Raw genomic sequence first — 24,663 nt, forward strand, 5'->3', positions numbered from 1 at the left:
AGCTTTTAAATGGCAGCGTCTAATACGCCGAAGAAATCAACAACAAAAGGACGGACTTCCGGGAAGAAGAAAACCTCCGGACGGACTTCCACTAAGAAAAATACAACAGGAAAACAGTCTATATCCAGTGGCTTTCAGACAGAGATCATTCTTCTGGTGCTGATGGCAGCTTCCATCATCCTTATGGTCAGTTGTATTGGCCTTGGGGGAAGTGTGGGCGGAACTATCAGCAAGGTACTTATGGGGGGGATGGGATTGATGGCTTATGTCTTCCCTATTGTTCTTTTTATTATGGCAGCCTTTTTAATTTCCAATAAAGGAAATGTGCTTGCCTATAAAAAAACTGCTGCAGCTGCAGTATTGTTTCTGGTGTTCTGTGGACTGACCCAGCTTTTTACAGAAGGATATGCAGAGAGTACCACCCTTGCAGAGTATTACAGAATCAGCGCTGAATACCGTACAGGAGGCGGTGCCATTGGAGGCGCGATCTGTATTTCTACGATCTCTGCATTTGGAACCATTGGCGCATATGTGATCATTGTACTTGTGATCCTGGTATGCCTGATCCTGATCACCCAGCATTCTTTTCTGGGATTTTTATATATGCTTTATGACCGGATCTTAGAAGCGGTGAAAGGCCGGCAGGCTCTTTATCAGGAGGGTGCACCAGAGCGTGAGCTTAAAAAGCAGCTGAAAGCCCAGCAACGCCAGATGGCAGCCCAGGAACGCCGGGAGAAGAGAATGCAGGAATTAGAGGCTGCTCTTGCAGAAGAAGGTCTGGATACGGAAGAGGAGAGTTCTTCTCTTTTGGGAAAGAAATCTGCCACAAAGGCAGGGACGAAATCCAGGAACGCATCTGGAAGCAGATCTGGGAAAAGAACCCAGGAAGAGGCAGAAAGCAGAAGGCGCCGTCAGAGAGGCAATGAAAACCAGTCATCTTCCGGTTTTCTTAATGGAACAGATCTGTTTGGAAACAAAAAGGCAGAAGGAGATCCAGAGCCAGCGGAACAGGAATTTCCCTTAAATCCAGAGAATGCGGTGAATCCGGAAGGGGAGAACCCTGAAAATGGGATGGAGTTTACATATGCCAAGGAGAATAGCGGGAGTGGATTTCCAGCAAATAACCTTGAAGCAGATGGCAGAGGAGCACATGAAGATGCACAGATGAAGTTTGCAATTCACCGCTCAGAGCCTGAGTGGGAAGAAATACCTGAGACGGATGCAGAGGCTTCTGCTGTAAAAGAACAGGATGAAAGTTATATGGACAGCCCGGTGCTGCCAGAAGCAGAAGAACCGGAAGAAGCTGAAGACAGCTATGCAGGGGTGGATTTTAATGAGGCTATGGCAACCATGCAGAGTACAGCCCGGGGATTGAAAGAGCCTGCATCTGGGGAAAATGGTACCTGTAATGCTGGTACTGTCAGGGCTTCCAGTCAGGAGAACGGAAATGCACAGGAGAGGGCTGCCCTGGAAGATACACCTGCGCATCAGCCTGCCAGGAATCCTAAATCTTCTAAGCAGGAGATTGCCAATGGCATTGTAAACATCCAGCATGAGATCAATACCCAGGAAGCAGCCGTGAAGAAAGAATACCAGTACCCTCCGGTAAGTCTTCTGAAGCGGGGAAATGGCAAGGCCCAGGGGGATTCCGATGCCCATCTTCGAAAAACAGCCCAGAAGCTCCAGGAAATCCTGTATAATTTCGGGGTAAATGCCAAGGTTACCAATGTAAGCTGTGGACCTACTGTTACCAGATATGAGCTTCAGCCGGAAATGGGCGTGAAGGTAAGTAAGATTGTAGGACTTTCCGATGATATTAAGCTGAATCTTGCAGCACCGGATATCCGTATTGAAGCCCCAATCCCTGGAAAAGCTGCTGTAGGAATCGAGGTTCCCAATAAAGAGCACAGTGCAGTTATGCTCCGTGATCTGATCCAGAGCCCGGAATTTATGAATGCCAAGTCCAAGCTGGCTTTTGCTGCTGGTAAGGATATTGAGGGCAAGACTGTTGTGGCTGATATTGCCAGGATGCCCCACCTTCTGATCGCTGGTTCCACTGGTTCTGGTAAATCTGTCTGTATCAACACCCTGATCATCAGTATTTTATATAAAGCGAAACCGGATGAAGTCAAGCTGATCATGATCGATCCGAAGGTGGTAGAGCTTAGCGTTTACAATGGAATTCCCCATTTGTTCATTCCGGTTGTCACAGATCCGAAGAAGGCGGCTGGAGCCTTGAACTGGGCGGTAAGTGAGATGAGCAACCGTTACAATACTTTTGCAGAGTATGGAGTGCGAAATCTGGAAGAGTTTAACCGTAAGATTGAGAAGATGAAGTTCCCGGAGGGAGAGCAGCGGCCGGAGAAAATGTGTCAGATCGTCATTATCGTAGACGAGCTTGCAGACCTTATGATGGTTGCGCCTGGAGAGGTGGAGGATGCCATCTGCCGTCTGGCCCAGCTGGCACGTGCAGCAGGTATCCATCTGGTTATTGCAACCCAGAGACCATCTGTTAATGTTATTACCGGTCTTATTAAGGCAAATATGCCGTCGCGTATTGCGTTTGCAGTTACTTCCGGCGTGGATTCCAGAACTATTCTGGACATGAACGGTGCAGAGAAGCTTCTTGGTAAAGGAGACATGCTGTTTTATCCACAGGGATATCAGAAGCCTGCCAGACTGCAGGGAGCGTTTGTATCGGATGATGAGGTCAGCAGTATCGTGGACTTTCTTGCAGATAAGAATCCGCGGACAGATTATGACAATAAGATTGAGCAGCAGATGAACAATGCAGTTCTCACCGCCGGAGGAAGCTCCGGCGGCAATGAGAGGGATGTTTATTTCGAGCAGGCCGGAAGGTTCATTATTGAGAAGGAGAAGGCCTCTATCGGTATGCTGCAGAGAATGTATAAGATTGGCTTTAACCGCGCAGCCCGTATTATGGACCAGCTGTGTGATGCAGGAGTAGTAGGCCCGGAGGAGGGCACGAAGCCCCGTAAGGTATTGATGAGTATGGATGAATTCCAGACTTATGTGGAGGAACATTTGTAAAATTTGATTCATACCTTTGCATTCCGTTCTTAAATAGTAATGCAAAATTTATTTAAATGCGTTTTGGAACAGATTTATGAATTGATGAGATAGTTAAGAAAATACATGTAAAGGAGACTGAAACAATGGTAAAACATATGGTAATGTGGTCATTTAAAAAAGAGATCCCAGAGGAAAAGAAACCAGAGTTAAAGGCACAGATCAAAGAGCATCTGGAAGGACTGGTAGGAGTTGTTCCAGGACTTATTAAGGCAGAGGTTATCACAGATCTGCTTCCATCCAGCACCAGAGATTTATGTCTCATCACGGAGCTGGAGAGCGCTGAGGCACTGGCTGCCTATGCAGTAAACCCGAACCATGTCCATGTGGCAGATACCTATGTAAGACCAAATGTATGCGATCGCGTGGCTATGGACTTCGAGATATAATAAATATAGCAAATATTAAGTGACGGCTGCTGTAATTTGCTTTTTCAGACACGTGCTTAATTAGTATACTTAACATCTGCATGCCATTTTCATATGGCAATTGTATTGAGATTGTAATGGAGTAACGAATCAAAAATGGAAATTCGTATTATCACAGTTGGAAAGGTTAAAGAGAAATATTTAAATGATGGAATCGCAGAATATGCCAAGCGCCTTAGCCGTTACTGCAAGCTGAATTTTATCCAGGTACCAGATGAAAAAACACCGGATAAGGCTTCGGATGCACTGAACCGTCAGATCAAGGAGATAGAAGGCAACCGGCTTCTTAGCCATATCCGCGACACAGATTACGTGATTGCCCTTGCAATAGAGGGGAAAATGCTGGATTCTGTAGAATTGTCGGATCTGGTCGCAAAACTTGGTGTCCAGGGAAAGAGCAGTATCGCCTTTGTGATCGGAGGCTCCCTTGGGCTTTCCGATGCTGTTTTGAAACGGGCAGATTATAAGCTTAGTTTTTCCAGAATGACTTTCCCTCACCAGCTGATGCAGATGATCCTGCTGGAACAGATCTACAGGGGATACCGGATCATAAATCATGAACCTTATCATAAGTGATGAGGTTTGCAGATATAAAAACTCCCAGATGTTAGATTGAAACTGCTAACATTTGGGAGTTTGTTGTTTACGCGAGCAACGAGCCAAAATCCATGTTTACACGAGACCTTGGAGACTGCCGCGATAACGGGCAGAACTTGCAGAGCGTGTTTTGTCTTGTTTAGATTCCGCTTGTACGGATGGATTCCACGGCTTCTTTGATTTTCTCAGGCGGAAGTACCAGCGCGAAGCGGACATATCCTTCCCCGTGAGGACCAAAGCTTGCGCCTGGAGTAACGATGACGCCTGCTTTTTCCATCAGTTCCATACAAAATGCCATGCTATCGGTGCGGTTTCCTGGGATCTTAGCCCATACGAACATGGTTCCTTTGCCATTTGGCTTCTCCCAGCCGATGGAGGCAAGTCCGTCGCAGAGAGCGTCACGGCGGGCCTGGTATTGTCTGCACTGTTCTTTTACGCTGTCAAGAGGTCCTTTAAGGGCTGCGATAGCAGCTTTCTGGATGGGCAGGAACATACCGAAGTCAATCTGGCTGCGAAGCTTTTTAAGGGCAGCAATGATCTCCGGATTTCCGATGAGAAAACTGATTCTGGCACCGGTTACGTTAAAGGATTTGGAAAGGCTGAAAAATTCAACCCCAACTTCTTTTGCGCCAGGTGAGGCAAGAAAACTTCCACCCTCTACGCCATCGAAGATAATGTCGCTGTATGCGTTATCGTGGATAATAAGAATGTCATATTTTTTTGCAAACGCAATGATTTCCTCATAAAGCCCGGGAGTGGCAATGCTGCCTACCGGGTTGGACGGAAGGGAAACTACCATGTAACGGGCCTTGCGTGCCACATCCTCTGGAATATCTTTTACATATGGCAGGAAATCATGTTCTGCCACAAGAGGATAGTAGTAGGGAACGGCGCCACCAAGCTTACTTCCGGCTGCAAAAACCGGGTAGCATGGATCTGGCAGAAGAACTACATCTCCCTCGTCGCATAAGGTCATGCCAAGGTGTCCCATACCTTCCTGGCTGCCGTAAACGGTCATTACCATATCTGGTGTGATCTCCACGCCAAACCGTTTCTTGTAATATGCACAGACCGCATCCAGAAGCTCTGGCAGGTCACGGAGACTGTAACGCCAGTTCTGGTCATCAGCGGCAGCTTCCATAAGCGCTTTCTTAATGTGATCCGGTGTATGAAAATCCGGAGTCCCCACACTCATGTTGTATATTTTTTTTCCTTGTTTTTCAAGCTCAAGCCGTCTTTCGTTTAATGCGGCAAAAATTTCATCTCCAAATAAATCCAGTCTTTTGGAAAAGTTCATCGTCTGTAAGCCTTCTTTCATTCAAATTCACAAACCTGTGCTAAAATCCTGTTTATTCTATCACATTACCAGAACAGAGTGCAAGATAAAAATGTGTTTTCCGGAAAGACATTTGTGTTATCATAAACAAACAATAATTGAATGACTGCTGGAGGTGACTGCCGGATAAGGGAAGGTTCCTATTTTTCTACAAATTATGAAGAAAAATAGCATCAGCCAGTTAAGATTGCATTGTCTAAAGGTGAAGAAACGTGTATAATTGGCTATATCAAACCAGGGAAGGAAAGAAGAACATGAAGAAGTTTCTCGAAGAATTCAAGACATTTATCAGCCGTGGTAATGTAATGGATATGGCAGTCGGTGTAATTATCGGCGGTGCTTTTTCCAATATTGTTACATCTCTGGTAGATGACATCATCAACCCGATTCTGGGTATTTTCGGCGGGATTAACTTTGATCAGCTGAGTGTAAAGCTGGCAGGAGATGCCACTTTGAACTATGGTAAATTTATCACAGCTGTGATCAACTTCCTGATCATGGCACTGATCATCTTTATCATTGTGAAAACACTGAATAAAGCAGCTGAGAAATTTTCCGCACCGAAGGAAGAGGAAGTGCCTATCACTAAGGTATGTCCGTTCTGCAAGAGCGAAATTCCTCTGGAGGCAACAAGATGTCCGCACTGTACTTCTGTTCTGGAAGAGGAGAAGTAACAACGAGTCGATTTTGGCTAGTGAGTGTCTATTAAGAGATTTATAGGCAGGCAACGAACAAAAGAAAGAATTCGGCTGTGCATTTTGCAAAATGAAGTATGATTTTGTGAACTGCTACAGCCGAATTTGTGTTATAATCTAATATAGTGATAATGAAAACAGACATGCGAGGAATTAAATGAAAGATTACATGGCCCCTATGGAGGGCGTTACCAACTTTATATACCGCCGGGCTTATCACCGGTTTTACCATCCAATGGATAAATATTTTACCCCCTTTATTTCTGCGAAACCAAAGAAGAACCTCAGCTTCCAGGAAATCTGTGAGGTCTCGCCGGAGCGAAATGAGGGAATGTATGTGGTTCCCCAGATCCTAACCTGCAATGCAGATGATTTTATCCGCACAGCGCAGCTTCTGAAGGAGGATTATGGACATGAGGAAGTGAATCTGAATCTTGGCTGTCCTTCAGGAACAGTTACAGCTAAGGGAAAAGGCGCCGGATTTTTGGCAGAGCCCCAAAAGCTGGATCAGTTCCTGGATCAGATTTTCTCGGAGCTGGATATGAAGATTTCCGTAAAGACCAGGGTCGGAACCCATTACGAGGAAGACTGGGATTACCTGCTGGCGATTTATGAGAAATATCCCATGTACGAGCTGATCATCCACCCAAGGATCCAGACAGACATGTATCGGGGAGTCCCCCGCCTTGGAGCTTATGAGAAGGCGGTGAAACGTCTGAAAATGCCACTTTGTTATAATGGAAACCTGTTTTCTGTGGCGGATTATAAAAGGATTACAGAGCTTTTTCCAGAGACGGATTGTTTCATGTATGGAAGGGGACTGATCACCAATCCTGGGCTGGTAACTGAAATCCGTGAGGGAAACCGTCCAGATAAAAAGACATTAAGAGAATTCCACGACTGCCTTTTTGAAGAATATCAGGAATTGCTTTCCGGGGAACGAAATGTATTGTTCCGCATGAAAGAACTGTGGAGCTATATGGCAGTTAATTTCACTAATTATGAGAAATACGCCAAGAAAATTAAGAAATCCCAGCACCTGCCAGAGTATTTGTCTGTGGTATCCAGTCTGTTTGCAGAGCAGGATCTGGTTGATTAAATATTGAAAGAGGAATCACATGTTAGATATAAGTCGTTTTGAAGAATTCATATCCCAGTATCCCATCTACGAATACCGTCTTTTGGATACTGTTGAAATAGAAGTGAGAGAGCGTGTGCGCACCATCTGCAGGCAGGAGTGCCAGCGCTACGGCACTACCTGGGCCTGTCCCCCGGCTGTGGGCAGCCTGGAAGAATGTGGAAAGCGGATCCACAGTTATCCTAATGGGATTTTTTTCTCCAGTGTGGCAGAGGTTTCTGATCTGATGAACATGGAAGAAATGCTTACCACCAGGGACGCCCACGAAGAACTGACTACAGAGGTTGCTGGATTTCTGAAAGGGGAAGGCTTTGAGTCCTTTACCTTATCTACAGAATCCTGTGATTTATGTGAACACTGTGCCTATCTGGAAGGAAAGCCCTGCCGTTTCCCGGAGAAAATGCATCCCTGTCTGGAAAGCCATGGTGTGGTGGTAAATGAACTGGTAGAGCGTCATTCCATGGAGTATAATCTTGGCGGAAACACCATCCTGTGGTTTTCCCTGGTGCTTTTTCGTTGATAAAGGCATAAATATTTATCAGGAACAGGATTTGTATAAAATACAAAGCCAGGAAGTAACGGCAGAGCCTGGATTTACATACCGATATAGGGGCGCAGCCTGGCAATTATGGACAGAACTGCACAGCAAAATCAAGAATGAAAAGAAAACCTCCTGCATAAGCTAGAGATAAAGACCGGGAGGTTTTCTTTATGTCTGTAAATATATTTCGCAAAGAACATGTCCCGGAAAGAAGCTCTAAGACAGGCAAAGCTTCTGGCTACTCTATTTCAGAACGTTTTTTGACAGCTATGGAACTCCCCGGTGACCTGGCGCATAAAGCACCGATCATTACCATCACTGGTCCGGCGCAGGTGATGCTTGAAAATTATAAAAGTATTCTGTCTTATACCAGTGAGCAGCTGATCGTAGCTACCTGCCAGGGACGCGTAATCCTTCAAGGGAAAAATCTGGAAATCTCCAGCTACACTTCCCTGGAGATGGAAGTGACGGGGAAAATTATGGCTGTGATGCTGGAGTGCAGATAAATGCTTCATGAAATATAAAAGGAGGCGGCGCAGAATGAATGCCCCTGAAAAATTCCTTCACGGTTTCTTAAAGATCAGCGTCTCCGGAGACCAGTTGGAACGCTTCTTAAATCTCTGCCATGCCAGAGAAATCCCTTTGGAAAAGATATGTCTTCAATCGGAACAAAACATAACGGCTTATATCTCCATAAATGATTTCCGAAAACTCATCCCCATACATAGAAAAACCAGAGTCCGCATTCACATCCTTAAAAAAAGAGGTCTGCCATTTTTACTGTACAAAAGCAGAAGACGCAAGTGCTTCCTCACAGGCATCCTTCTTTGCGCTGCCCTGTTATTCTGGCTCTCCGGACACATCTGGAACATTCACATTGATGGAAACGTAAAAAATTCCACCCCACAGCTTCTGGAATTTCTGGACCAGCAGGGAATTATCCACGGGATCAGCCGCAATAAGGTAAACTGCTCCCAGATTGCGACTCTTCTTCGGCAAAATTATCCGGACATTACCTTTGTCTCTGCCAGAGTCCAGGGCACCCGGCTTCTCCTTACCATCCAGGAAGAAGCGCTGACAGAAGATTTCCCGAAGTCAGAATCCCCCTGTGACCTGGTATCTGATCTGGATGGCAAAATTGTAAATATGGTTATCAGAAATGGCATTCCTATGGTAAAAACGGGAGATATTTGTAAACAGGGTGATATTCTGGTGTCCGGCAAAGTGCCAATCCTAAATGACAGCCAGGAGCTTGTCCGTACAGAATACGTTCCTGCTGATGCGGATATCTATGTGCGCCACCAGATTGCCTATTACCAGGAATTTTCCCTGTCCTACGAAAAAAAGCTTACGGACGGCAGCCCCAAAACCAGCTGGTACCTTCATGCTGGAAATTGGATCCTGGGTGCAGATACTTCGGAAAAAAACAGATATTTCACTTCTGTAGAAGAATTTCCCTGGAAAATCACAGAGAATTTTGTCCTTCCCCTTTCCTTTGGAAAGATCACGCGGACACCTTATAAGGTTCAAAAAGCAGTTTATACTAAAAAACAGGCGGAAAATAAAGCTGCCGCACAGTTCAAACGGTACGAAAAACAGCTGCTGGTGCGCGAAATACAGATTGTGGATTCTGATATATCGATCACCATAGACGGCACAAGCTGCATCACAAAAGGCACCTTAACTGTAGAGGAAGCCTGCGGAAAAAAACACTTTTTTTATAAAAGTTGAAAACCTATCTTTAGAGTGGTATACTTTTAACCAGATATACTTTTGAAGAAACACAAGGAGGAGCATTTTTTTGAAATCCGCGAATATAGAGATTGACTCATTAGATATTTTACAGGAGCTTTTTGGCATCAATGATAAGCTGATCAAGGTGATCGAGAACCGCCTTGGCGTATCCATTACCCAGAGAAATTCCTGCATTACCGTTAGCGGGACAAATGATGTAAGGATCCGTTCGGCTGTGAATATCATAGAAGCCATGCAGGAAGCTCTTGGAAAACAGCAGCAGCTTTCCGTGGATATGATCCATCGCTTTTTAGACGAGACAGAGGAAGAGGATGACAGGGAAGAGGACATTGCAGGCAGCACCCGTAAGGTGCTTGGGGATGCCGTTACCCTGAATTATAAGAATATCCCCATCCGCACCAAAACAATCGGACAGAAGAATTACATTAATGCACTGAAGAATAATACCGTAACCATCTGTATTGGACCTGCCGGTACCGGCAAAACCTATCTGGCCGTGGCCTATGCCGCTGAGCTGTACCGGAATGACGAGATTGAGAGGATCATCTTAAGCCGTCCTGCTATTGAGGCTGGTGAGAAGCTTGGCTTTCTTCCGGGAGATCTGCAGGAGAAGGTGGATCCTTATCTTAAGCCTCTTTATGACGCATTAAACGACGTTTTTGGACCGGACCAGGCAGCGAAGCTTCGGGAGCGTGGAATCATTGAAGTAGCGCCTCTTGCATATATGCGGGGACGTACCCTGAATAACAGCATGATCATTATTGATGAGAGCCAGAATGCTACACTTCCCATTTTGAAAATGGCGCTTACCCGTATTGGTACTGGTTCCAAGATGATCCTGACAGGTGATGTAACCCAGATTGACCTTTCGAAAGAGACCGATTCCGGACTTCAGAAATGTGCTTCTATTTTGAAAAATGTGGATGACATTGCAACCATTTCCCTAACCAACCGGGACGTTGTCCGTTGCAAGATCGTGAAGGACATTGTAAAAGCCTTTGAGAAAGAAGAAGCGAAGGCCCAGGAGAAGACACAGAAGCGGGCCACACGCAGGACAAGCCATTCGTAAACTGCCACTTAAGCTTTTGGCAGCAAGAAACAATTTATAGTTTCTGCACAGCTTACGCTGAAAAATAGATTTTACAGAAAAATTCAGACAAAAGAGTAAAATAAATAGTAACGATTGGGAGGAAGAAATTTTGGTGACAATCGAATATGAATGTGAGACTGATTTTGACCTGGGACTTGACTGTCCGGCACTTGCAAAGATGGTTGCAGAGAGGGTGCTTGACATGGAGAATTGTCCCTGGGATGCACAGGTGAATCTGGTGCTCACAGATAATGAAGAGATTAAACGGGTAAATACAGAATTTCGCGGAATCGAGAGAGCCACTGATGTGCTTTCTTTTCCCATGCTGCCATTCGAGACACCGGCAGACTATTCTGTAGCAGAGGATGATGAGTCCTGCTTTGATCTTGACAGTGGGGAACTGCTTCTGGGAGATATTATGATTTCAGCAGAGCGGGCCGCAGCCCAGGCAGAGGAATACGGACACAGTGTGAAAAGGGAATTCTGTTTCCTGGTTGCACACAGCATGCTTCATCTTCTGGGCTATGACCATATGACGCCGGAGGAGGCTAAGGATATGGAAGCCCGTCAGGCGAAGGCTTTGGATGAGCTTGGAATTACCCGTTGATCTATGCTTTTTCGTGCTTGATCTTATCATGGAAGAGGACATTGCTTCCCTGATTATAGATGCTCTTACCAGCTGGCAGATTACAATTTGCAGATGGGACGGGAAGGTGTCTATGAGGAGAACAGTGATTTTCAATGTATAAGATGAATATAAGGCATAAGGAGGATGTGACATGAAGAGAAAATTATTTAAGCTTCTCACAGGCGTACTGCTTTCCTGTACACTTGCAGGATCTGCAGTTATGGTACAGGCAGAGGAGAATCAGGAGACTACCGTTAAGAGCTACCTGACAGGTGAAGATGTATCCCAGAGCGTTGGCAGAAGAAGGCCTATAGCAGTTATGCTGGGAAATGATGCAGACGGTGCCCCACAGAGCGGAACGGAGAATGCCGGGGTGATCTATGAAGCACCTGTAGAGGGAAGCATCACCCGTCTGATGGCGATCATTGAGGACTATGACAATCTCCCACGGATCGGATCTGTAAGAAGCTGTCGTGATTATTTCCTGTTTTATGCAAATGAGTATGATGCCATCTATTCCCATTATGGACAGGCTGTCTATGCATTGCAGTACCTAGACCAGCATCTGATCGACAATCTGAACGGTCTTACCCTTGGAAACGCGTACTACCGTACCACCGACCGGGTGGCACCACACAATGCCTACACCGATTTTTCCCATCTTCAGGCTGGTATCCAGAGCCTTGGATACAGCCAGGAGTACAAGGAAAATTACAATGGACATTTCCAGTTTGCAGCAGATGGAACCCAGACCACTTTGGATAACGGAATTTCTGCAGGTGTAGTAAAGCTGGACAATTTTGCCTACAATCATCCATGGTTTGAATATAATGCAGAAACTGGGGAATACAGCCGCTTCCAGTTTGGTGCACCTCATATCGACCAGAATACGGGCAATCAGCTGACTTGTGAGAATATTATCTTACAGTATTCTAATTATGAGCCTTATGATCCCAATGGATATCTGAACATTGATACCCAGTCCGGCGGCGAGGGTAAATACATTACCAAAGGCAAGGCCATTGACATTAAGTGGACCAAGGATTCCCAGTGGGGAACAACCCATTACTATGACAGCGCAAGTGGGGAAGAGATCCGGCTGAATCCTGGAAAAACATGGGTAGAGATTGTTTTGAATGATTCTGTGGACTCGGTGTCCATACAGTAATGGGAAAAAAGTACCTTGCGTCGGTTTTTACTGCATAAATTTAAACAGATGTGATGTCAGCAGATGACATTATAGAATAAGGGGGAACGCTAGGAAATTTGGCGTTCTCTTTTTGAATTTACACGAGCAACAAGTCAAATTCGTGGAACGTGTTTTGGTTCGTTAGCAAAATCTTTGTGCATGGGAGCCATGGGAAATAGTTTTGCGCTTTAAAATGTGAAATTTTTCTGAAATTAGACAGTGTTTTCTTAGAAACCATGGACGAATGGATAAAAATGATGTAAGATAGGAAGCTGAAATATAATAACGGAGTTGACGGATAAAATGAATGATCGTGGAAGACTTAAAGATAAAAAACGTATTGTAATCAAGATCGGAAGCTCTTCTCTTACCCATGCCCAGACGGGCAAGCTGAATCTTCGGAAGCTTGAAATTCTGGTAAGAGAGCTGGGAGATCTTCGAAATCAGGGAAAGGACGTGGTTCTGGTATCCTCAGGAGCCATCGCAGTAGGGGCAGCAGCCCTTGGCTTTAAAGAAAAGCCCCAGGAGTCCCGCCAGAAGCAGGCCTGTGCAGCAGTTGGGCAGGCCAGACTGATGATGATCTATCAGAAACTGTTTGGAGAGTATAACCAGATGGCAGGCCAGATCCTGATGACCAAGAATACCATGGTAAACAATGCCAACCGTAAGAACGCAGAGAATACCTTTAATGAGCTTTTATCTATGGGGGTAATCCCTATTGTAAATGAAAATGACTCTATTTCCACTTATGAGCTGCAGTCCCTGGAGAAATTCGGAGATAACGATACTCTTTCCGCAGTAGTTGCGGCACTGATCGGCGCAGATCTTCTGATCCTGATGTCTGATATTGACGGACTTTTTACAGATGATCCCAATACCAATCCGGATGCCAGATTTATTGATACGGTGGAAACGCTGGATGAGAAACTGCTTGACATGGGAAAAGGTTCTACAGGAAGCAAGGTAGGTACCGGCGGTATGGCGACCAAGCTTACTGCAGCCAGAATTGCCACTGCAGCGGGCACTGATATGGTAATTGCAAATGGCGGTGATTTTCACAATATTCACCGTATTGTGGAAGGAGAAGCCTGTGGCACCCTGTTTGTGGGAAAGAAAGAGGAAGAGTTTTTCCTGATCGACTATATCGAAAAATTATTATAGAGTACAGATAAAATTAAAATTACACAGAATATTTACAGGAGGAGTATGATAATGGACAGCACAAAAATCGACCGCATTAACACCCTTCACCACAAGGCACAGAGTGTAGGTCTTACAGAAGAAGAGAAAAAGGAGCAGGCAGAGCTTCGCAAGGAATATATTGCTACCATCAAGATGAACCTTAGAAACCAGCTGGATAACATTGATGTGAAAGAAGCTGATGGAACGATCGTAAATCTTGGAGAAAGATATGGAAGAAAAAAGACTCATTAGAAAGCAGATATTTGCCGCCAGGAAGCAGTGCAGCGATAGGCAGATTGACCAATGGAGCCGTCAGGTAACAGAAAATATCATCGGCCTTCCTGAGTTTACAGCTGCCAGGCGGATTATGGCTTATGCAGATTACAATCACGAAGTGATCACAAGATATGTGATCGGGGAAGCCTGGAGAGCTGGGAAAGAAGTTGCCGTACCCAAGGTTGTGGGAAAAGATATGGTCTTTTACAGACTTACTGATTTTTCCCAGTTAGAGCCTGGGTATTTCGGAATTCCAGAGCCGGTAAGAGGTGAGATCACAGAGTGGGACGATGCACTTATGGTCATGCCTGGAGTAGCCTTTGATCCTGAGAATAACAGGGTGGGTTACGGCGGCGGTTTTTATGACCGTTTTCTGGAAAGGCATCCGGATATTCTGAGAGTAGCAGCAGCTTTTGATTTTCAGATTCTGGAAAAGGTTCCTACAGAACCCACGGACATTTGTCCTCAGATCATTGTGACACAGAGTAAGATTTACCGGAAGGAGGACGTACTATGAATGAAATGCTGGAAACTCTTGGCAGGAATGCCAAAGAAGCAGAAATAGTTCTTCGTAACCTGGATACCGCCAAGAAGAATCAGGTCTTAGAAGCCGTTGCAGACAGTCTCATTGCAAATTCCAGAGAGCTTCTTGAGGCCAATGCCATTGATGTAAAAAATGGCCGGGAGAATCAGATGCCAGAAGGACTTGTGGACCGTCTGATGCTGACGGAAGCCAGAATTGAGGGAATGGCGGAGGGACTTCGCCAGGTAGCATCTCTGGAGGATCCCATTGGGGAAGTGATCGGCATGAAGAAGCGTCCAAATGGGCTTCTGATCGGTCAGAAAAGAGTGCCTCTTGGAGTGATCGGAATTATTTATGAAGCGCGTCCAAATGTGACAGCTGACGCTTTTGCCCTTTGTTTTAAAACAGGTAATGTGGTGATCTTAAAAGGCGGAAGTGATGCTATTCACTCCAATACGGCCATTGTGGACTGCATCCGCAGAACTTTGGAAGAGAATGGGATTACCAGTAATGCCATTCAGCTGATCACAGATACCTCCAGGGAAACAGCCGGTGAGTTCATAAAAATGAATGAGTATGTGGATGTACTGATCCCAAGAGGCGGCAGAGGACTTATCAGTACAGTTGTGAATAACAGCACCATTCCGGTCATCGAAACTGGTACTGGAAATTGCCACATTTACGTAGACGAGAGTGCAGATCTTCAGATGGCAGCAGACATTGTGATGAATGCCAAGACACAGAGAGTGGGTGTCTGCAATGCCTGTGAATCTCTTCTGGTGCATGAGAAGGTAAAAGATGCCTTCCTTCCGGTTCTTGCCAGGCGGCTTCGCACCAGGAATGTGGAAATGCGTGCTGACGAGGAAGCCAAAGCTCTGATTCCGGATGCGGTGCCGGCAACGGAGGAAGACTGGGGAACCGAATATCTGGATTACATTCTTTCCATTAAGGTTGTGGGCGGCGTGGACGAGGCAATCCGTCACATTAACCGCTATAATACCGGTCATTCTGAGGCAATCATTACCAAAGATTATAATAACGCACAGAAATTTCTGGATGAGGTAGACGCGGCAGCAGTATATGTAAATGCCTCAACCCGTTTTACAGATGGGTTTGAGTTTGGATTTGGGGCAGAAATCGGCATTAGCACCCAGAAGCTTCATGCCCGTGGACCTATGGGACTTTTGGCACTTACTTCCACAAAATTTATCATATATGGAAATGGACAGATTCGTCCATAGGTTTGATTTTTTAATCGAAATGTGCTATACTGGACTAGATGTTGATGTTACTACGTTACTGTTCGCAGGTAATGTTCCGCGAGGTGCTTTTTGTGGGCAAAGCTCACGAAAAACCTGAGAATTGCGGCGCGAAATCATGCAAAGCATGATTTCTGTGCATCGCGAAGCGCGTTGCTGTGAACGGAGTGAACAGTAACGTTACTACTTCAGGTAACATGGAATACTTAATACGGGGGACTCATATATAAGGAGGTCTTTTTAAAATGAAGAAAAAGCAACTTTTGGCATTGATTATGGCTGGAACCATTGTGACCGGAATGTCACCGGCTACAGTGGCATTTGCAGAAGAGGCCCAGACCATGACTATAGATGATACTGTAGCAGTAGCCGCAGAGTCAGAGGAGAGCGAAGAGACAGCGGCAGAACCAGCTGGGGATACCACAGAGGCTCCATCGGATACCACAGCAGATGAACCAGCAGCAGACATTCCGGCAGATACACCGGCTGCTGAGCCTACACAGGAGCCAGCAGACACACCAGCTGCTGAGGATACAGCTGAAATTTCTGACGATGGATTTGGAAGCGGTGATACAGAAGAGATGACAGATACAGAGACTGAGATTGCAGTTCAGGCTGAGGAGAATTCTACTGGAAAGATTTATATCCAGGCAGAGGATGGCACTCAGACGGAGTATGCTTCTTTAGAGGAAGCCATTGCAAGTGCGCCGGTTGATATTGGCAAGGATGGTACTTTAACTCAGATTCTGATCACTGGTTCCATTGAAATCAGTAAGCCTGTTGTAATTGATCAGAATAAAAACATCTCTATTGCAGCCGCAGAAGATAACACTACAATAACACGTGCTTCTGGCTTTAAAGGCGATATGTTTCAGGTAACTGGTGAGAATACTTCCTTCCAGTTTGGAACAGGCAAGAATGGAGATACGGTATTAAATCTTACGGTAAATGGTGCACCAGATGAAGGTGATGCAGAAGGCTCTATTGTAAAAATGGCTTCCGGATATTTTGGAATAAATGATGGAGTTACCCTGACAGGCAACCGCACAAATGCAGCTGGATCTGCGATTTATAACGATGGCGGAAGCATTGTACTTGGCGGTGGTACTATTACCAAGAACCAGTCTTATGAAGAAACTACAGGCGGAGCCATTTACAGTACAGGCGTTATTTATGTATCTGGTTCTGTAGTAGTAAACGACAATAAAGATGATGCAGTTAATGATAACAGTATTGTGTTAAATGGAGACGGCGCTTATATCCGCGCAGCAGGTGTTCTTACAGAGGGAGCTAATCTTCAGGTAAGAAGAGCAGATGCAGCTGCTGGCAAGACATTAGTTGCTATTGGTGATGGAGCAGACACCACAATTGAGAACGTTTTAACGTATGTTCACTATCTGGATTCCACATATACTATTAATACATCAACTGGTAAATTAGAGGAGATTTCCGAGCCAACCAGCTCTATGGAACTGGTTGCAGATGGAATTTCATGGAATAAGGCTTATGAGCATACCATTGACCTTAGTTTCCACGCAAATGATGCAGGTACAGGCGGTAAATATTATGTTACTTGGATGAAGAAATCTGATTCCACACCAAGTTTTGAAGAAGTAAAGAAGGATAACAGTGATTCTGGATATATTACAGGTCCGGTTTCCATTTCCATTAGTGGAGTTGCTTATGATACTCCAATCAAGGTTGTTGTTTATGGAGAGGATGGCAATGGATTAGCTGCAGCCGAGCCGTTGGTACTTACCTTAAAGGCGAAGGCTACACCTCCTACTGAGACTCCTACTACACCAACCCCAACTACTCGTGCTACCATCAATCCATCTGTCAGTGAGAGTAAAGTTACTGGATTGGAGAAGCCGCTGGCTTTCTATCCGAAGACTATGTATAACTTCAAGGTAACAGGTGCCGGAACAGATAATACAAGCCCGGTTAAGGGAGACACCAAGTGGATTCCATACGGCTGGAGCATGTCTGCAAAGAACATTGACACTGGTTATCAGAAGAGCTGGTCTATCGGTAACGTAAATGGGATCAAGCAGGCGAAGACATTTAAGATGTATATCTTCTTCCAGAAATACATTTACAACGGAACTGAGTGGGAAGCAACTGGCGTGAAGGAAGCTCTTCCAACAGAGTTCAAGTCCAAAACAATCGACTTCACTGTAACTCCAGCTGGCACCATTACACCGGCTGCAACTGATGGTACTGGCGGATATAGCCCAGACGGTACTGGTGATGGTACAGGAGACGGCACCGGTGATGATGCAGAGAATCACGATGGCAGCGACAGCGATACAGGATCTTCTTCTGCAACCAATGCAAGAACCGCAGATAACTCCCCGATCGCGACCATGATGATGCTCGCAAGTCTTTCCCTTGTAGCTGGCGGTTATGTAATCGTTAGAAAGAGAAAAAAAGGAATCTAAAAAGTGAAATGTACGCAAGGCAGGTCTTAGGACCTGCCTTTTTGCATATAATGATATTGGCGGCGGGGGACAGGCTGGTACTTGAAATGCAATACTGTCTGAGTTTTTCCTCCGCTGCAGGAGGTAAAATATGTTGTCAGAAACGAAGAATGCCGCAGAAGAAAAAGCAGAATATAGAAAAAAAACGATACATAGAAAAACAGAGCCAAGCGCAGAAACAGTACCTTCATATGAAAAAATATATTATTCCCTATGGGAAATGGCGAGCAGGTACAGTAGCTTTTGTCAGTTCCGGGTGATTGGAAACAGCCATGATGACAGAATGATCCCTATGCTGGAAATCGGAACAGGAGCACAGCTGATTTTCTGTGTGGCAGGGATCAACGGAACCCAGGCACTTTTGCCCGAGCTTCTTCTAAAAATGGCGGGAGAATATTGCAGGGCTTACGAATGCAGATGGCAATTGGAAGAATTTTATGAAGTGCGAAAGCTTCTGGATAAAATAAGAGTCTGCATGATTCCCCTTTTAAACCCGGATGGCTATGAAATCTGCAGGAATGGTTTTGGAACCATAAGAAATCCTATTTACAGGCAGATGCTTCGCATGCAGAGCATTCCTGACAAGGATTTTGGATATAATGCAAGAGGTATGGATCTTGCACACAATTTTCCAACGATCCATTATATCCGTTCGCGGATGGGAGAAGAACCTGCCAGTGAGAACGAGACGAAGGCGTTGATCCGGATCATTCAGGAATACGGTGGCAGAGGCTTTTTATCCTTTGGGCAGTCAGGAAGAGAGATTATTTATTATCATAGTCAGCAAGGAATCGGATGTTTGCCAAAGTCTTACCGCCTGGCGCGGCATATGCAGAAGTCATCCTCTTATCATCTGGAAAAAGAGCAGATGGCAGAATCGTCCAACCAGAAATTTAAGGGAATGGGTACACCGGAGCAATACTATATTCAGACTATAAAACAGCCAGCTTTTCGCATTAAAGTGCCGGCACCAGGAGGCAGTGTGGGGGAAGAGAGCAAGAAGACCATATATGAGGAAATCCATTTACTTCCATTAGAGTATATTTTTTCATTAGATAATTAAAGCAGATAATAAGACAGAGATGCCAGACTGTATTCTGACATCTCTGTTTTTCGCTGGTAATAAGCCAAAGTTCAAGGCTGCATGAGATCTTGGCGTCTGCCATGATAATGAGCAAAACTGGCAGAGCGTATTTGGACCTGTCTGGTTCGTTGTGTTTGAAAAATGCTATTTCATGGAAGCCATAGCTGGATTTTCGTACTTCTTTCTTATATCCTTCATAACAAAGAGATAAGAAACACCAGTAAAGATTGCAGCAGCAAGCCATGCGGCCGGATCGCAGAAGCATGCAAGTGCGTAGCTTCCGACCGCCATGGAAATCAGTGCCACTACCAGGCGGGCGATCAGCTCTGCCACGCCGCCCATCATAGGCAGGAAACCGTATCCACAGCCTTGCATGGTATTGCGGAATACAAAGATGCTGCTAAGCGGAATATAGAAGATGACACTCATATAAATGTAGGTTTTGGCCCAGGGAAGCATGCTGTTCATATCCACGCCTCCGGTAAAGAAAAGCCCCAGAGCCGGTTTCAGTAAAAGACAGACGAGCACAGCTGCGACAAGGGCATAGACAACGCAGGTACCAAGTGCCGCTTTTACCCCCTGACGTATCCGTCCGATATCACCTTTGCCAAAGTTCTGACCACTGTAGGTGGCCATGGTCTGTCCCATGGCCATCATTCCCTGGGTTACCAGGTTCTGAAGCTTGCTGGCAGCTGTAAACGAAGCAACCGCATCAGAGCCAAACAGATTGATGGCAGCCTGCATGATCATAGTTCCGGAAGCTGTGATGGCAAACTGAAGAGCCATTGGGATTCCAACCGCCAGCTGATTGCGGCTCTCCTGTCCGTGAAGCTTCCAGTGCCGTCTGTTCGGGGCAAGGGATGGAATACGGATGTATATGTAGATTAGACACAGGATCGCGGAAACGCCCTGTGAGATAACAGTGGCATAAGCAGCTCCGGCAACTCCCATTTTTACATTGATGATCAATACCAGGTCAAGAATAACATTCAGCGCAGCGGAAAATACCAGGAACACAAGTGGAATTTTGCTGTTTCCCACTGCACGGAGATAGGAGGAGAACAGATTGTAGAAAATAGTAGCTCCTAATCCTGCACTGATGATCATAATATAGGTATATGCATCCTGGAAAATATTATCCGGCGTATTCATTAGCTTTAACAGGGTATGCATGCTCAACATACTTAAGGCACTGAGCAAAACTGTAAAAATCAGGGAAAGAAGAATCCCGTTTGCTACGCTGGACTTTACGCCTTCGTTGTCCTTGGCACCGAAACGCTGGGCTGTAAGAACAGAGAAACCGGCGGTGATTCCCTGTGCAAATCCCACGATCAGAAACATAATGGTTCCTGTAGAACCTACGGCTGCAAGTGCATCAGATCCGACATAACGGCCTACAATAATGGTGTCAGCCATGTTATACAGCTGCTGAAAAATATTTCCTATAATAAGAGGAAGGATAAATTTCAGGATCACTGGCAACGGCCGGCCCTTGGTCATATCTTTTTCCATAAAAACCCCTTTCTTTTTTCTAAACATACCAAAATGGTACATAAAATCCTTCTATATAAATGTATTTATCGAAGCGAGAGTTATTTTACCACACTCACAGGTATCTGTCACTATTATTTTTTTAATGACAACATCCAAAAAACCACAACTTTTTTCTTCCTTTGGTTAGGAATTTTGACTGTTTTGTTGGTTTTGCTTGCTATTTGATCATATAGATGGTAAAATCAAATATAAACGTGAAGATATTTTTTTCGAAAGAGAGGCACTGACATAAATGGCAAATGAACATGGAGAGCAGATCAGAATCGTGCAGGAAACGGTAGCAGGTAAGGAGATTACCTTTGCTCACGTAATGGGTGGTCCTGCACCGATCATTTATCAGAAACTTGGACTGAACCCGCAGCTGGATTATCGTTCCTCTGCGATTGGAATTATGAATATGACACCGCCGGAATCTGCTGTGATTGCATCTGACATTGCTGTAAAGAGCGGTAACGTATATCTTGGATTTGCAGACCGCTTTACAGGTACGCTCATCATCACAGGGGAGATTTCTGATGTAATGTCAGCCATGACAGAAATCGTTAATTATTTCCGCGATTCTCTTGGATATGTAGTCTGCAATATTACGAAACGATAGGAAGTAGGAGCATGGAGCGAATAACGAAGGAAGAGCTGCTGGAAATGCTGTTCCATGATGATTATGAACATCTGAAGGGGAAGAAGCTTCGTATGACCCGTGTGCGTGTACCGGGGAAGGAGGTTTGCCTGGCCCATGTGATCAGTCCTTCCCAATCCTGTATTTATGAGAACCTGGGACTGCATATTGGAGTGCATGAGGGAGAGGACCACACAGGAGAATCTATTGGACTGATCCGTTTCACACCATGGGAAGCAGTTGTGGTAGCTGCTGATGTTGCCATGAAGAGTGCTGATGTACAGATCGGATTTATGGATCGTTTTTGTGGTTCTCTTATTATAACAGGGGGATTGTCCCAAGTACAGACTGCTGTGGAAGAGGTTGTACATTTTTTTAACAGAGAGTTAGGCTTTAAAACATGTGAGGTCCACAAAAGCTGACAGATACCTTGTGGCTGCAGGAACAGCAGCTTATGGATACGATATTATGATATGAAAACGTAAAAATACTGCACTACTGTATATTTACAAGTAAGGTTTATTGAAAACAGGGGAAATGCAATTCAATGAAGAAAATTTTTTTGATGGGAAGAAGTGAGGCCGGCAAGACCTCACTGACGCAGGCACTAAAAGGCGAGGAGCTTCATTATATAAAAACACAATATACCAATTCCAATGACGATACCATTGACTCTCCGGGGGAGTATGCAGAGTCAAAAAGATTCAGTGTAGGACTTGCCTGCTTTTCCTTTGAGGCAGATGTGGTAGCAATTGTACAGGCGGCAGATGAGCCCTTTAATCTATTTGGGGCAAGCTGCCGTTCCTTTATCCTGCGCCCGCTGATCGGAATCATTACCAAGATTGATTCCCCTTACGCCAACATTCCCATGGTGCGCCAGTGGCTGATCAATGCAGGCTGCGAGCGCATTTTTATGGTGAATAATGTGACTAGAGAGGGAATTGATGAGTTAATGGAATATCTGGCAGAGGATACCCCGAAGCTGACTTTGGAGCAGGCGAAATTCAAACAGAATCTTGGCTTAAACGAGTGGGATCCTCTTCCGGAGGGTGTGAGCTACCCCGAGGATATTGCCTGAGGCAGATGCACGGGCGGTTACTGTTTACTCCGTAACCAGTAATCACGGGCTTTAATTAGGGCTTGACGGAGAATTTTAAATATAGTATAGTTTAGTAGATTCATCGGAGGGTTTATTGTTCGACGGAAACAATGGCTGGATAAGATGACAGGCTGAGATGCCTGTTTCTTATCCGGCCTTTTTGTGTGACAGTAAAATTGCCATGTTTGTCATAGACAAATGTGGCAATTTGTTTTATCCGGTCGAATTATAGGGTATACTAAATATAGAAGCCGGTCAGGTGCACTGGAGCCTTTTCTCAAACATGCTCCAGTGATACCAGGGGAGGGACTTCTGAAGAGGAAATATATTTGGAATAGAAAATAAATTGGGAAAAGAGGTGGGAATTCATTGACATTTCAGGACTGTTTAAACTCATATATAGAAGAGCTGCGCTGCAGCGGCAAGGAGCTGGCAGCAAACAGCGGCATCTCAGAAACCATTATCAGCCGCTACCGGAAGGGAGAACGCGTCCCGGCAGCAGACAGTGAATATCTGAAAAAGCTGTCCGCCGGAATTGCAAAGACCGCCCTGGAAAAGGGAAAGCCAGAGATAAAAGAAGAGGATGTATATCAAACCCTTCTGGAACATCTTCCTAAGGAAAATGCAGAGATTTTTTACTATGAGAAATTCGACCTGCTGTTAAAAGAACTGGAGATCAATGTATCCAAAATGGCAGCAGCCTTGCATTACGATGCTTCCTACATATCGAAGATCCGTACAGGAAAAAGGGCTCCTTCCGATCCTGCTGCATTTGCAGAAAACGTGTGCGGCTATGTTGTAAGAAACTGCATTGGAGCGGAAGAACTAAAAAAAGCAGCAGCCCTGACAGGGGGTACGGCAGAACAGCTGGAGAATCAGGAGACGTATTTTCAGACCTTGCAGAACTGGCTTTGTCTGGCGAATTTTGAGAAAACAGATTACATTTCCAGTTTTCTGCAGAAGATGGATGAATTTAACCTGGATGATTATATCCGGGCCATTCATTTTGACAGCTTTAAAATCCCGAAAGTGCCTTTCCAGCTGCCTGTATCCAGACATTATTACGGACTGAAGGAAATGCGGGAGGGAGAACTGGATTTCCTCAAACATACCGTGTTGTCAAAATCCATGGAGCCTTTGCACCTCTGCAGTGACATGACGGTAGAGGATATGGCCCAGGACGAAGAATTTGCCAGGAAATATATGTTTGGCCTTGCAATGGTGTTAAAAAAAGGGCTCCACATTCATATTATCCATGAGGTAGAGCGTCCTATGAAGGATATGATGCTGGGGCTGGAAAACTGGATCCCCCTTTATATGACCGGGCAGATTTCCCCTTATTATCTGAAAGGCATTCAGAATAAAGTTTACTCCCATCTGCATTACAGCTCTGGCCAGGCAGCCATGACCGGGGATTGTATCAGCGGACATCACGAAAATGCACACTATTATCTGACCAGTCATAAAGAAGAGGTAGAGCGCTGCAGAAAGAACACGGAATACCTTTTGAAAAAGGCAAGTCCGCTTATGGATATTTACCGGGAGGAGAAAAAAGAGCAGCTTTATGAGTTCCTGGGAAAAGACAGCAGGATTGAGGGCAGGCGAAGAAGAATCCTGGCAGCCCCGCCGTTGTTTGTAATTCCGGAAGAGCTGCTAAAAGAGATCCTGTACAATAATCAGATTGGGGAAAGCATGTGCACCCGGATCCTGGAAGCCCAGAAAGCCGAAAAGAGCCGGATGGAACATATTTTTGCCCATAGTGCAGTAACGGATGAATTGTCAGAGGTTACCAGCATAGAATATGAGAGATATCCAGTGGCGCTGCCTGTGGCAGAGTGTTTCCTTGAGCGGGATATTGTGCTTACTTTTCAGGAATATAAAGACTGCATCGCAGCTGCGAAGGAGTATGCATCCCGGCAGGAGCATTACAATTTCCGCCTCACCAGAGTGAAAAGCTTTCACAACATCCAGATTACCTGTCATGAAGAAAAATGGTGCATGGTATCCAAAAACAAAGCCCCATCTATCCATTTTGTGATCCATCACCCTAAACTTAGTTATGCATTGGAGAATGTGATCCTTCCCATTCAGGATGAAACGTAA

24 protein-coding genes are annotated in these 24,663 nt (G+C 45.2%); 22 read left to right on the plus strand and 2 right to left on the minus strand.

Annotation, left to right across the window (positions count from 1 at the left end):
• Positions 1-9: 9 nt before the first annotated feature.
• The 3 genes from LIQ05_RS03910 (at position 10) to rlmH (ending at position 4,094) form a co-directional block, all read left to right on the plus strand.
• A complete protein-coding gene (locus tag LIQ05_RS03910; RefSeq protein ID WP_226818777.1) occupies positions 10-3,051 on the plus strand; it encodes a DNA translocase FtsK 4TM domain-containing protein in 3,042 nt (1,013 codons plus the stop codon).
• A 125-nt stretch (positions 3,052-3,176) separates the two neighbouring features.
• Positions 3,177-3,479 carry a Dabb family protein gene (locus LIQ05_RS03915; protein WP_226818779.1) on the plus strand — a complete coding sequence of 101 codons (303 nt, stop codon included), beginning with the start codon at positions 3,177-3,179 and terminating at the stop codon, positions 3,477-3,479.
• Positions 3,480-3,614: 135 nt separating this feature from the next.
• Positions 3,615-4,094, plus strand: a complete 480-nt coding sequence (gene rlmH, locus LIQ05_RS03920) for a 23S rRNA (pseudouridine(1915)-N(3))-methyltransferase RlmH (RefSeq protein ID WP_226818780.1) — start codon at positions 3,615-3,617, stop codon at positions 4,092-4,094.
• A gap of 160 nt (positions 4,095-4,254) precedes the next feature.
• On the opposite strand, the gene LIQ05_RS03925 is transcribed toward rlmH, so the two are convergent.
• A complete protein-coding gene (locus tag LIQ05_RS03925) occupies positions 4,255-5,412 on the minus strand; it encodes a pyridoxal phosphate-dependent aminotransferase (RefSeq protein WP_226818782.1) in 1,158 nt (385 codons plus the stop codon).
• A gap of 293 nt (positions 5,413-5,705) precedes the next feature.
• Between LIQ05_RS03925 and mscL the strand changes: the two genes are divergently transcribed.
• The 15 genes from mscL to LIQ05_RS04000 all read left to right on the plus strand — a co-directional run bounded on the left by mscL (position 5,706) and on the right by LIQ05_RS04000 (position 19,270).
• Positions 5,706-6,125, plus strand: a complete 420-nt coding sequence (gene mscL, locus LIQ05_RS03930; RefSeq protein WP_226818784.1) for a large conductance mechanosensitive channel protein MscL — start codon at positions 5,706-5,708, stop codon at positions 6,123-6,125.
• A 178-nt stretch (positions 6,126-6,303) separates the two neighbouring features.
• Positions 6,304-7,245: a tRNA dihydrouridine synthase gene (locus tag LIQ05_RS03935; RefSeq protein WP_226818786.1), complete on the plus strand. Its 942-nt coding sequence runs from the start codon at positions 6,304-6,306 to the stop codon at positions 7,243-7,245.
• 19 nt (positions 7,246-7,264) lie between these two features.
• Positions 7,265-7,804: a DUF2284 domain-containing protein gene (locus tag LIQ05_RS03940; protein ID WP_226818788.1), complete on the plus strand. Its 540-nt coding sequence runs from the start codon at positions 7,265-7,267 to the stop codon at positions 7,802-7,804.
• Positions 7,805-7,995: 191 nt separating this feature from the next.
• The gene (locus LIQ05_RS03945; RefSeq protein WP_226818790.1) at positions 7,996-8,331 is read left to right on the plus strand and encodes a YabP/YqfC family sporulation protein; all 336 of its coding nucleotides are present in this window, start codon (positions 7,996-7,998) and stop codon (positions 8,329-8,331) included.
• Between the two features lie 34 nt (positions 8,332-8,365).
• On the plus strand, positions 8,366-9,556 hold the full coding sequence (locus LIQ05_RS03950) for a sporulation protein YqfD (protein ID WP_226818791.1): 1,191 nt from the start codon (positions 8,366-8,368) through the stop codon (positions 9,554-9,556).
• 70 nt (positions 9,557-9,626) lie between these two features.
• The gene (locus LIQ05_RS03955; protein WP_226818793.1) at positions 9,627-10,649 is read left to right on the plus strand and encodes a PhoH family protein; all 1,023 of its coding nucleotides are present in this window, start codon (positions 9,627-9,629) and stop codon (positions 10,647-10,649) included.
• Positions 10,650-10,782: 133 nt separating this feature from the next.
• Entirely contained in the window at positions 10,783-11,277 is a 495-nt protein-coding gene (gene ybeY / locus LIQ05_RS03960) for an rRNA maturation RNase YbeY (protein ID WP_226818924.1), read from the plus strand.
• Complete coding sequence (locus tag LIQ05_RS03965) at positions 11,255-11,419, plus strand: hypothetical protein (protein ID WP_226818795.1); 165 nt, start codon at positions 11,255-11,257, stop codon at positions 11,417-11,419. The genes ybeY and LIQ05_RS03965 overlap by 23 nt, the downstream gene beginning before the upstream one ends.
• A 30-nt stretch (positions 11,420-11,449) precedes the next feature.
• Complete coding sequence (locus tag LIQ05_RS03970) at positions 11,450-12,466, plus strand: DUF3048 domain-containing protein (RefSeq protein ID WP_226818797.1); 1,017 nt, start codon at positions 11,450-11,452, stop codon at positions 12,464-12,466.
• 324 nt (positions 12,467-12,790) lie between these two features.
• Positions 12,791-13,648, plus strand: coding sequence for a glutamate 5-kinase (proB, locus tag LIQ05_RS03975; RefSeq protein ID WP_226818800.1), 858 nt, complete (start codon positions 12,791-12,793; stop codon positions 13,646-13,648).
• A 51-nt stretch (positions 13,649-13,699) separates the two neighbouring features.
• Positions 13,700-13,921, plus strand: coding sequence for a DUF896 domain-containing protein (locus tag LIQ05_RS03980; RefSeq protein ID WP_226818802.1), 222 nt, complete (start codon positions 13,700-13,702; stop codon positions 13,919-13,921).
• Positions 13,899-14,462, plus strand: coding sequence for a 5-formyltetrahydrofolate cyclo-ligase (locus LIQ05_RS03985; protein ID WP_226818804.1), 564 nt, complete (start codon positions 13,899-13,901; stop codon positions 14,460-14,462). The genes LIQ05_RS03980 and LIQ05_RS03985 overlap by 23 nt, the downstream gene beginning before the upstream one ends.
• The gene (locus LIQ05_RS03990) at positions 14,459-15,709 is read left to right on the plus strand and encodes a glutamate-5-semialdehyde dehydrogenase (protein ID WP_226818806.1); all 1,251 of its coding nucleotides are present in this window, start codon (positions 14,459-14,461) and stop codon (positions 15,707-15,709) included. Before LIQ05_RS03985 ends, LIQ05_RS03990 begins: the two co-directional genes overlap by 4 nt.
• Positions 15,710-15,972: 263 nt before the next feature.
• On the plus strand, positions 15,973-18,168 hold the full coding sequence (locus LIQ05_RS03995) for a hypothetical protein (protein WP_226818808.1): 2,196 nt from the start codon (positions 15,973-15,975) through the stop codon (positions 18,166-18,168).
• 130 nt (positions 18,169-18,298) lie between these two features.
• Complete coding sequence (locus tag LIQ05_RS04000) at positions 18,299-19,270, plus strand: M14 family zinc carboxypeptidase (protein ID WP_226818810.1); 972 nt, start codon at positions 18,299-18,301, stop codon at positions 19,268-19,270.
• A gap of 165 nt (positions 19,271-19,435) precedes the next feature.
• On the opposite strand, the gene LIQ05_RS04005 is transcribed toward LIQ05_RS04000, so the two are convergent.
• Entirely contained in the window at positions 19,436-20,803 is a 1,368-nt protein-coding gene (locus LIQ05_RS04005; protein ID WP_226818812.1) for an MATE family efflux transporter, read from the minus strand.
• Positions 20,804-21,077: 274 nt separating this feature from the next.
• On the opposite strand from LIQ05_RS04005, the gene LIQ05_RS04010 reads away from it, so the two are divergent.
• The 4 genes from LIQ05_RS04010 to LIQ05_RS04025 all read left to right on the plus strand — a co-directional run bounded on the left by LIQ05_RS04010 (position 21,078) and on the right by LIQ05_RS04025 (position 24,663).
• Positions 21,078-21,443, plus strand: coding sequence for a BMC domain-containing protein (locus tag LIQ05_RS04010; protein WP_118578382.1), 366 nt, complete (start codon positions 21,078-21,080; stop codon positions 21,441-21,443).
• An 11-nt stretch (positions 21,444-21,454) separates the two neighbouring features.
• The gene (locus LIQ05_RS04015; RefSeq protein WP_226818814.1) at positions 21,455-21,883 is read left to right on the plus strand and encodes a BMC domain-containing protein; all 429 of its coding nucleotides are present in this window, start codon (positions 21,455-21,457) and stop codon (positions 21,881-21,883) included.
• Between the two features lie 125 nt (positions 21,884-22,008).
• On the plus strand, positions 22,009-22,539 hold the full coding sequence (locus tag LIQ05_RS04020) for a EutP/PduV family microcompartment system protein (protein WP_226818816.1): 531 nt from the start codon (positions 22,009-22,011) through the stop codon (positions 22,537-22,539).
• 390 nt (positions 22,540-22,929) lie between these two features.
• A complete protein-coding gene (locus tag LIQ05_RS04025; RefSeq protein WP_226818818.1) occupies positions 22,930-24,663 on the plus strand; it encodes a hypothetical protein in 1,734 nt (577 codons plus the stop codon).

This window comes from Blautia glucerasea (genome assembly GCF_020537505.1).
Lineage (GTDB): Bacteria > Bacillota > Clostridia > Lachnospirales > Lachnospiraceae > Blautia_A.

Coding starts and splice junctions, on each gene's coding strand:
- LIQ05_RS03910 (WP_226818777.1), top strand. CDS start 10: ATGGCAGCGTCTAATACGCCGAAGAAATCAACAACAAAAGGACGGACT.
- LIQ05_RS03915 (WP_226818779.1), top strand. CDS start 3,177: ATGGTAAAACATATGGTAATGTGGTCATTTAAAAAAGAGATCCCAGAG.
- rlmH (WP_226818780.1), top strand. CDS start 3,615: ATGGAAATTCGTATTATCACAGTTGGAAAGGTTAAAGAGAAATATTTA.
- LIQ05_RS03925 (WP_226818782.1), bottom strand. CDS start 5,412: ATGAACTTTTCCAAAAGACTGGATTTATTTGGAGATGAAATTTTTGCC.
- mscL (WP_226818784.1), top strand. CDS start 5,706: ATGAAGAAGTTTCTCGAAGAATTCAAGACATTTATCAGCCGTGGTAAT.
- LIQ05_RS03935 (WP_226818786.1), top strand. CDS start 6,304: ATGAAAGATTACATGGCCCCTATGGAGGGCGTTACCAACTTTATATAC.
- LIQ05_RS03940 (WP_226818788.1), top strand. CDS start 7,265: ATGTTAGATATAAGTCGTTTTGAAGAATTCATATCCCAGTATCCCATC.
- LIQ05_RS03945 (WP_226818790.1), top strand. CDS start 7,996: ATGTCTGTAAATATATTTCGCAAAGAACATGTCCCGGAAAGAAGCTCT.
- LIQ05_RS03950 (WP_226818791.1), top strand. CDS start 8,366: ATGAATGCCCCTGAAAAATTCCTTCACGGTTTCTTAAAGATCAGCGTC.
- LIQ05_RS03965 (WP_226818795.1), top strand. CDS start 11,255: ATGAGCTTGGAATTACCCGTTGATCTATGCTTTTTCGTGCTTGATCTT.
- LIQ05_RS03970 (WP_226818797.1), top strand. CDS start 11,450: ATGAAGAGAAAATTATTTAAGCTTCTCACAGGCGTACTGCTTTCCTGT.
- proB (WP_226818800.1), top strand. CDS start 12,791: ATGAATGATCGTGGAAGACTTAAAGATAAAAAACGTATTGTAATCAAG.
- LIQ05_RS03980 (WP_226818802.1), top strand. CDS start 13,700: ATGGACAGCACAAAAATCGACCGCATTAACACCCTTCACCACAAGGCA.
- LIQ05_RS03985 (WP_226818804.1), top strand. CDS start 13,899: ATGGAAGAAAAAAGACTCATTAGAAAGCAGATATTTGCCGCCAGGAAG.
- LIQ05_RS03990 (WP_226818806.1), top strand. CDS start 14,459: ATGAATGAAATGCTGGAAACTCTTGGCAGGAATGCCAAAGAAGCAGAA.
- LIQ05_RS03995 (WP_226818808.1), top strand. CDS start 15,973: ATGAAGAAAAAGCAACTTTTGGCATTGATTATGGCTGGAACCATTGTG.
- LIQ05_RS04000 (WP_226818810.1), top strand. CDS start 18,299: ATGTTGTCAGAAACGAAGAATGCCGCAGAAGAAAAAGCAGAATATAGA.
- LIQ05_RS04005 (WP_226818812.1), bottom strand. CDS start 20,803: ATGGAAAAAGATATGACCAAGGGCCGGCCGTTGCCAGTGATCCTGAAA.
- LIQ05_RS04010 (WP_118578382.1), top strand. CDS start 21,078: ATGGCAAATGAACATGGAGAGCAGATCAGAATCGTGCAGGAAACGGTA.
- LIQ05_RS04015 (WP_226818814.1), top strand. CDS start 21,455: ATGGAGCGAATAACGAAGGAAGAGCTGCTGGAAATGCTGTTCCATGAT.
- LIQ05_RS04020 (WP_226818816.1), top strand. CDS start 22,009: ATGAAGAAAATTTTTTTGATGGGAAGAAGTGAGGCCGGCAAGACCTCA.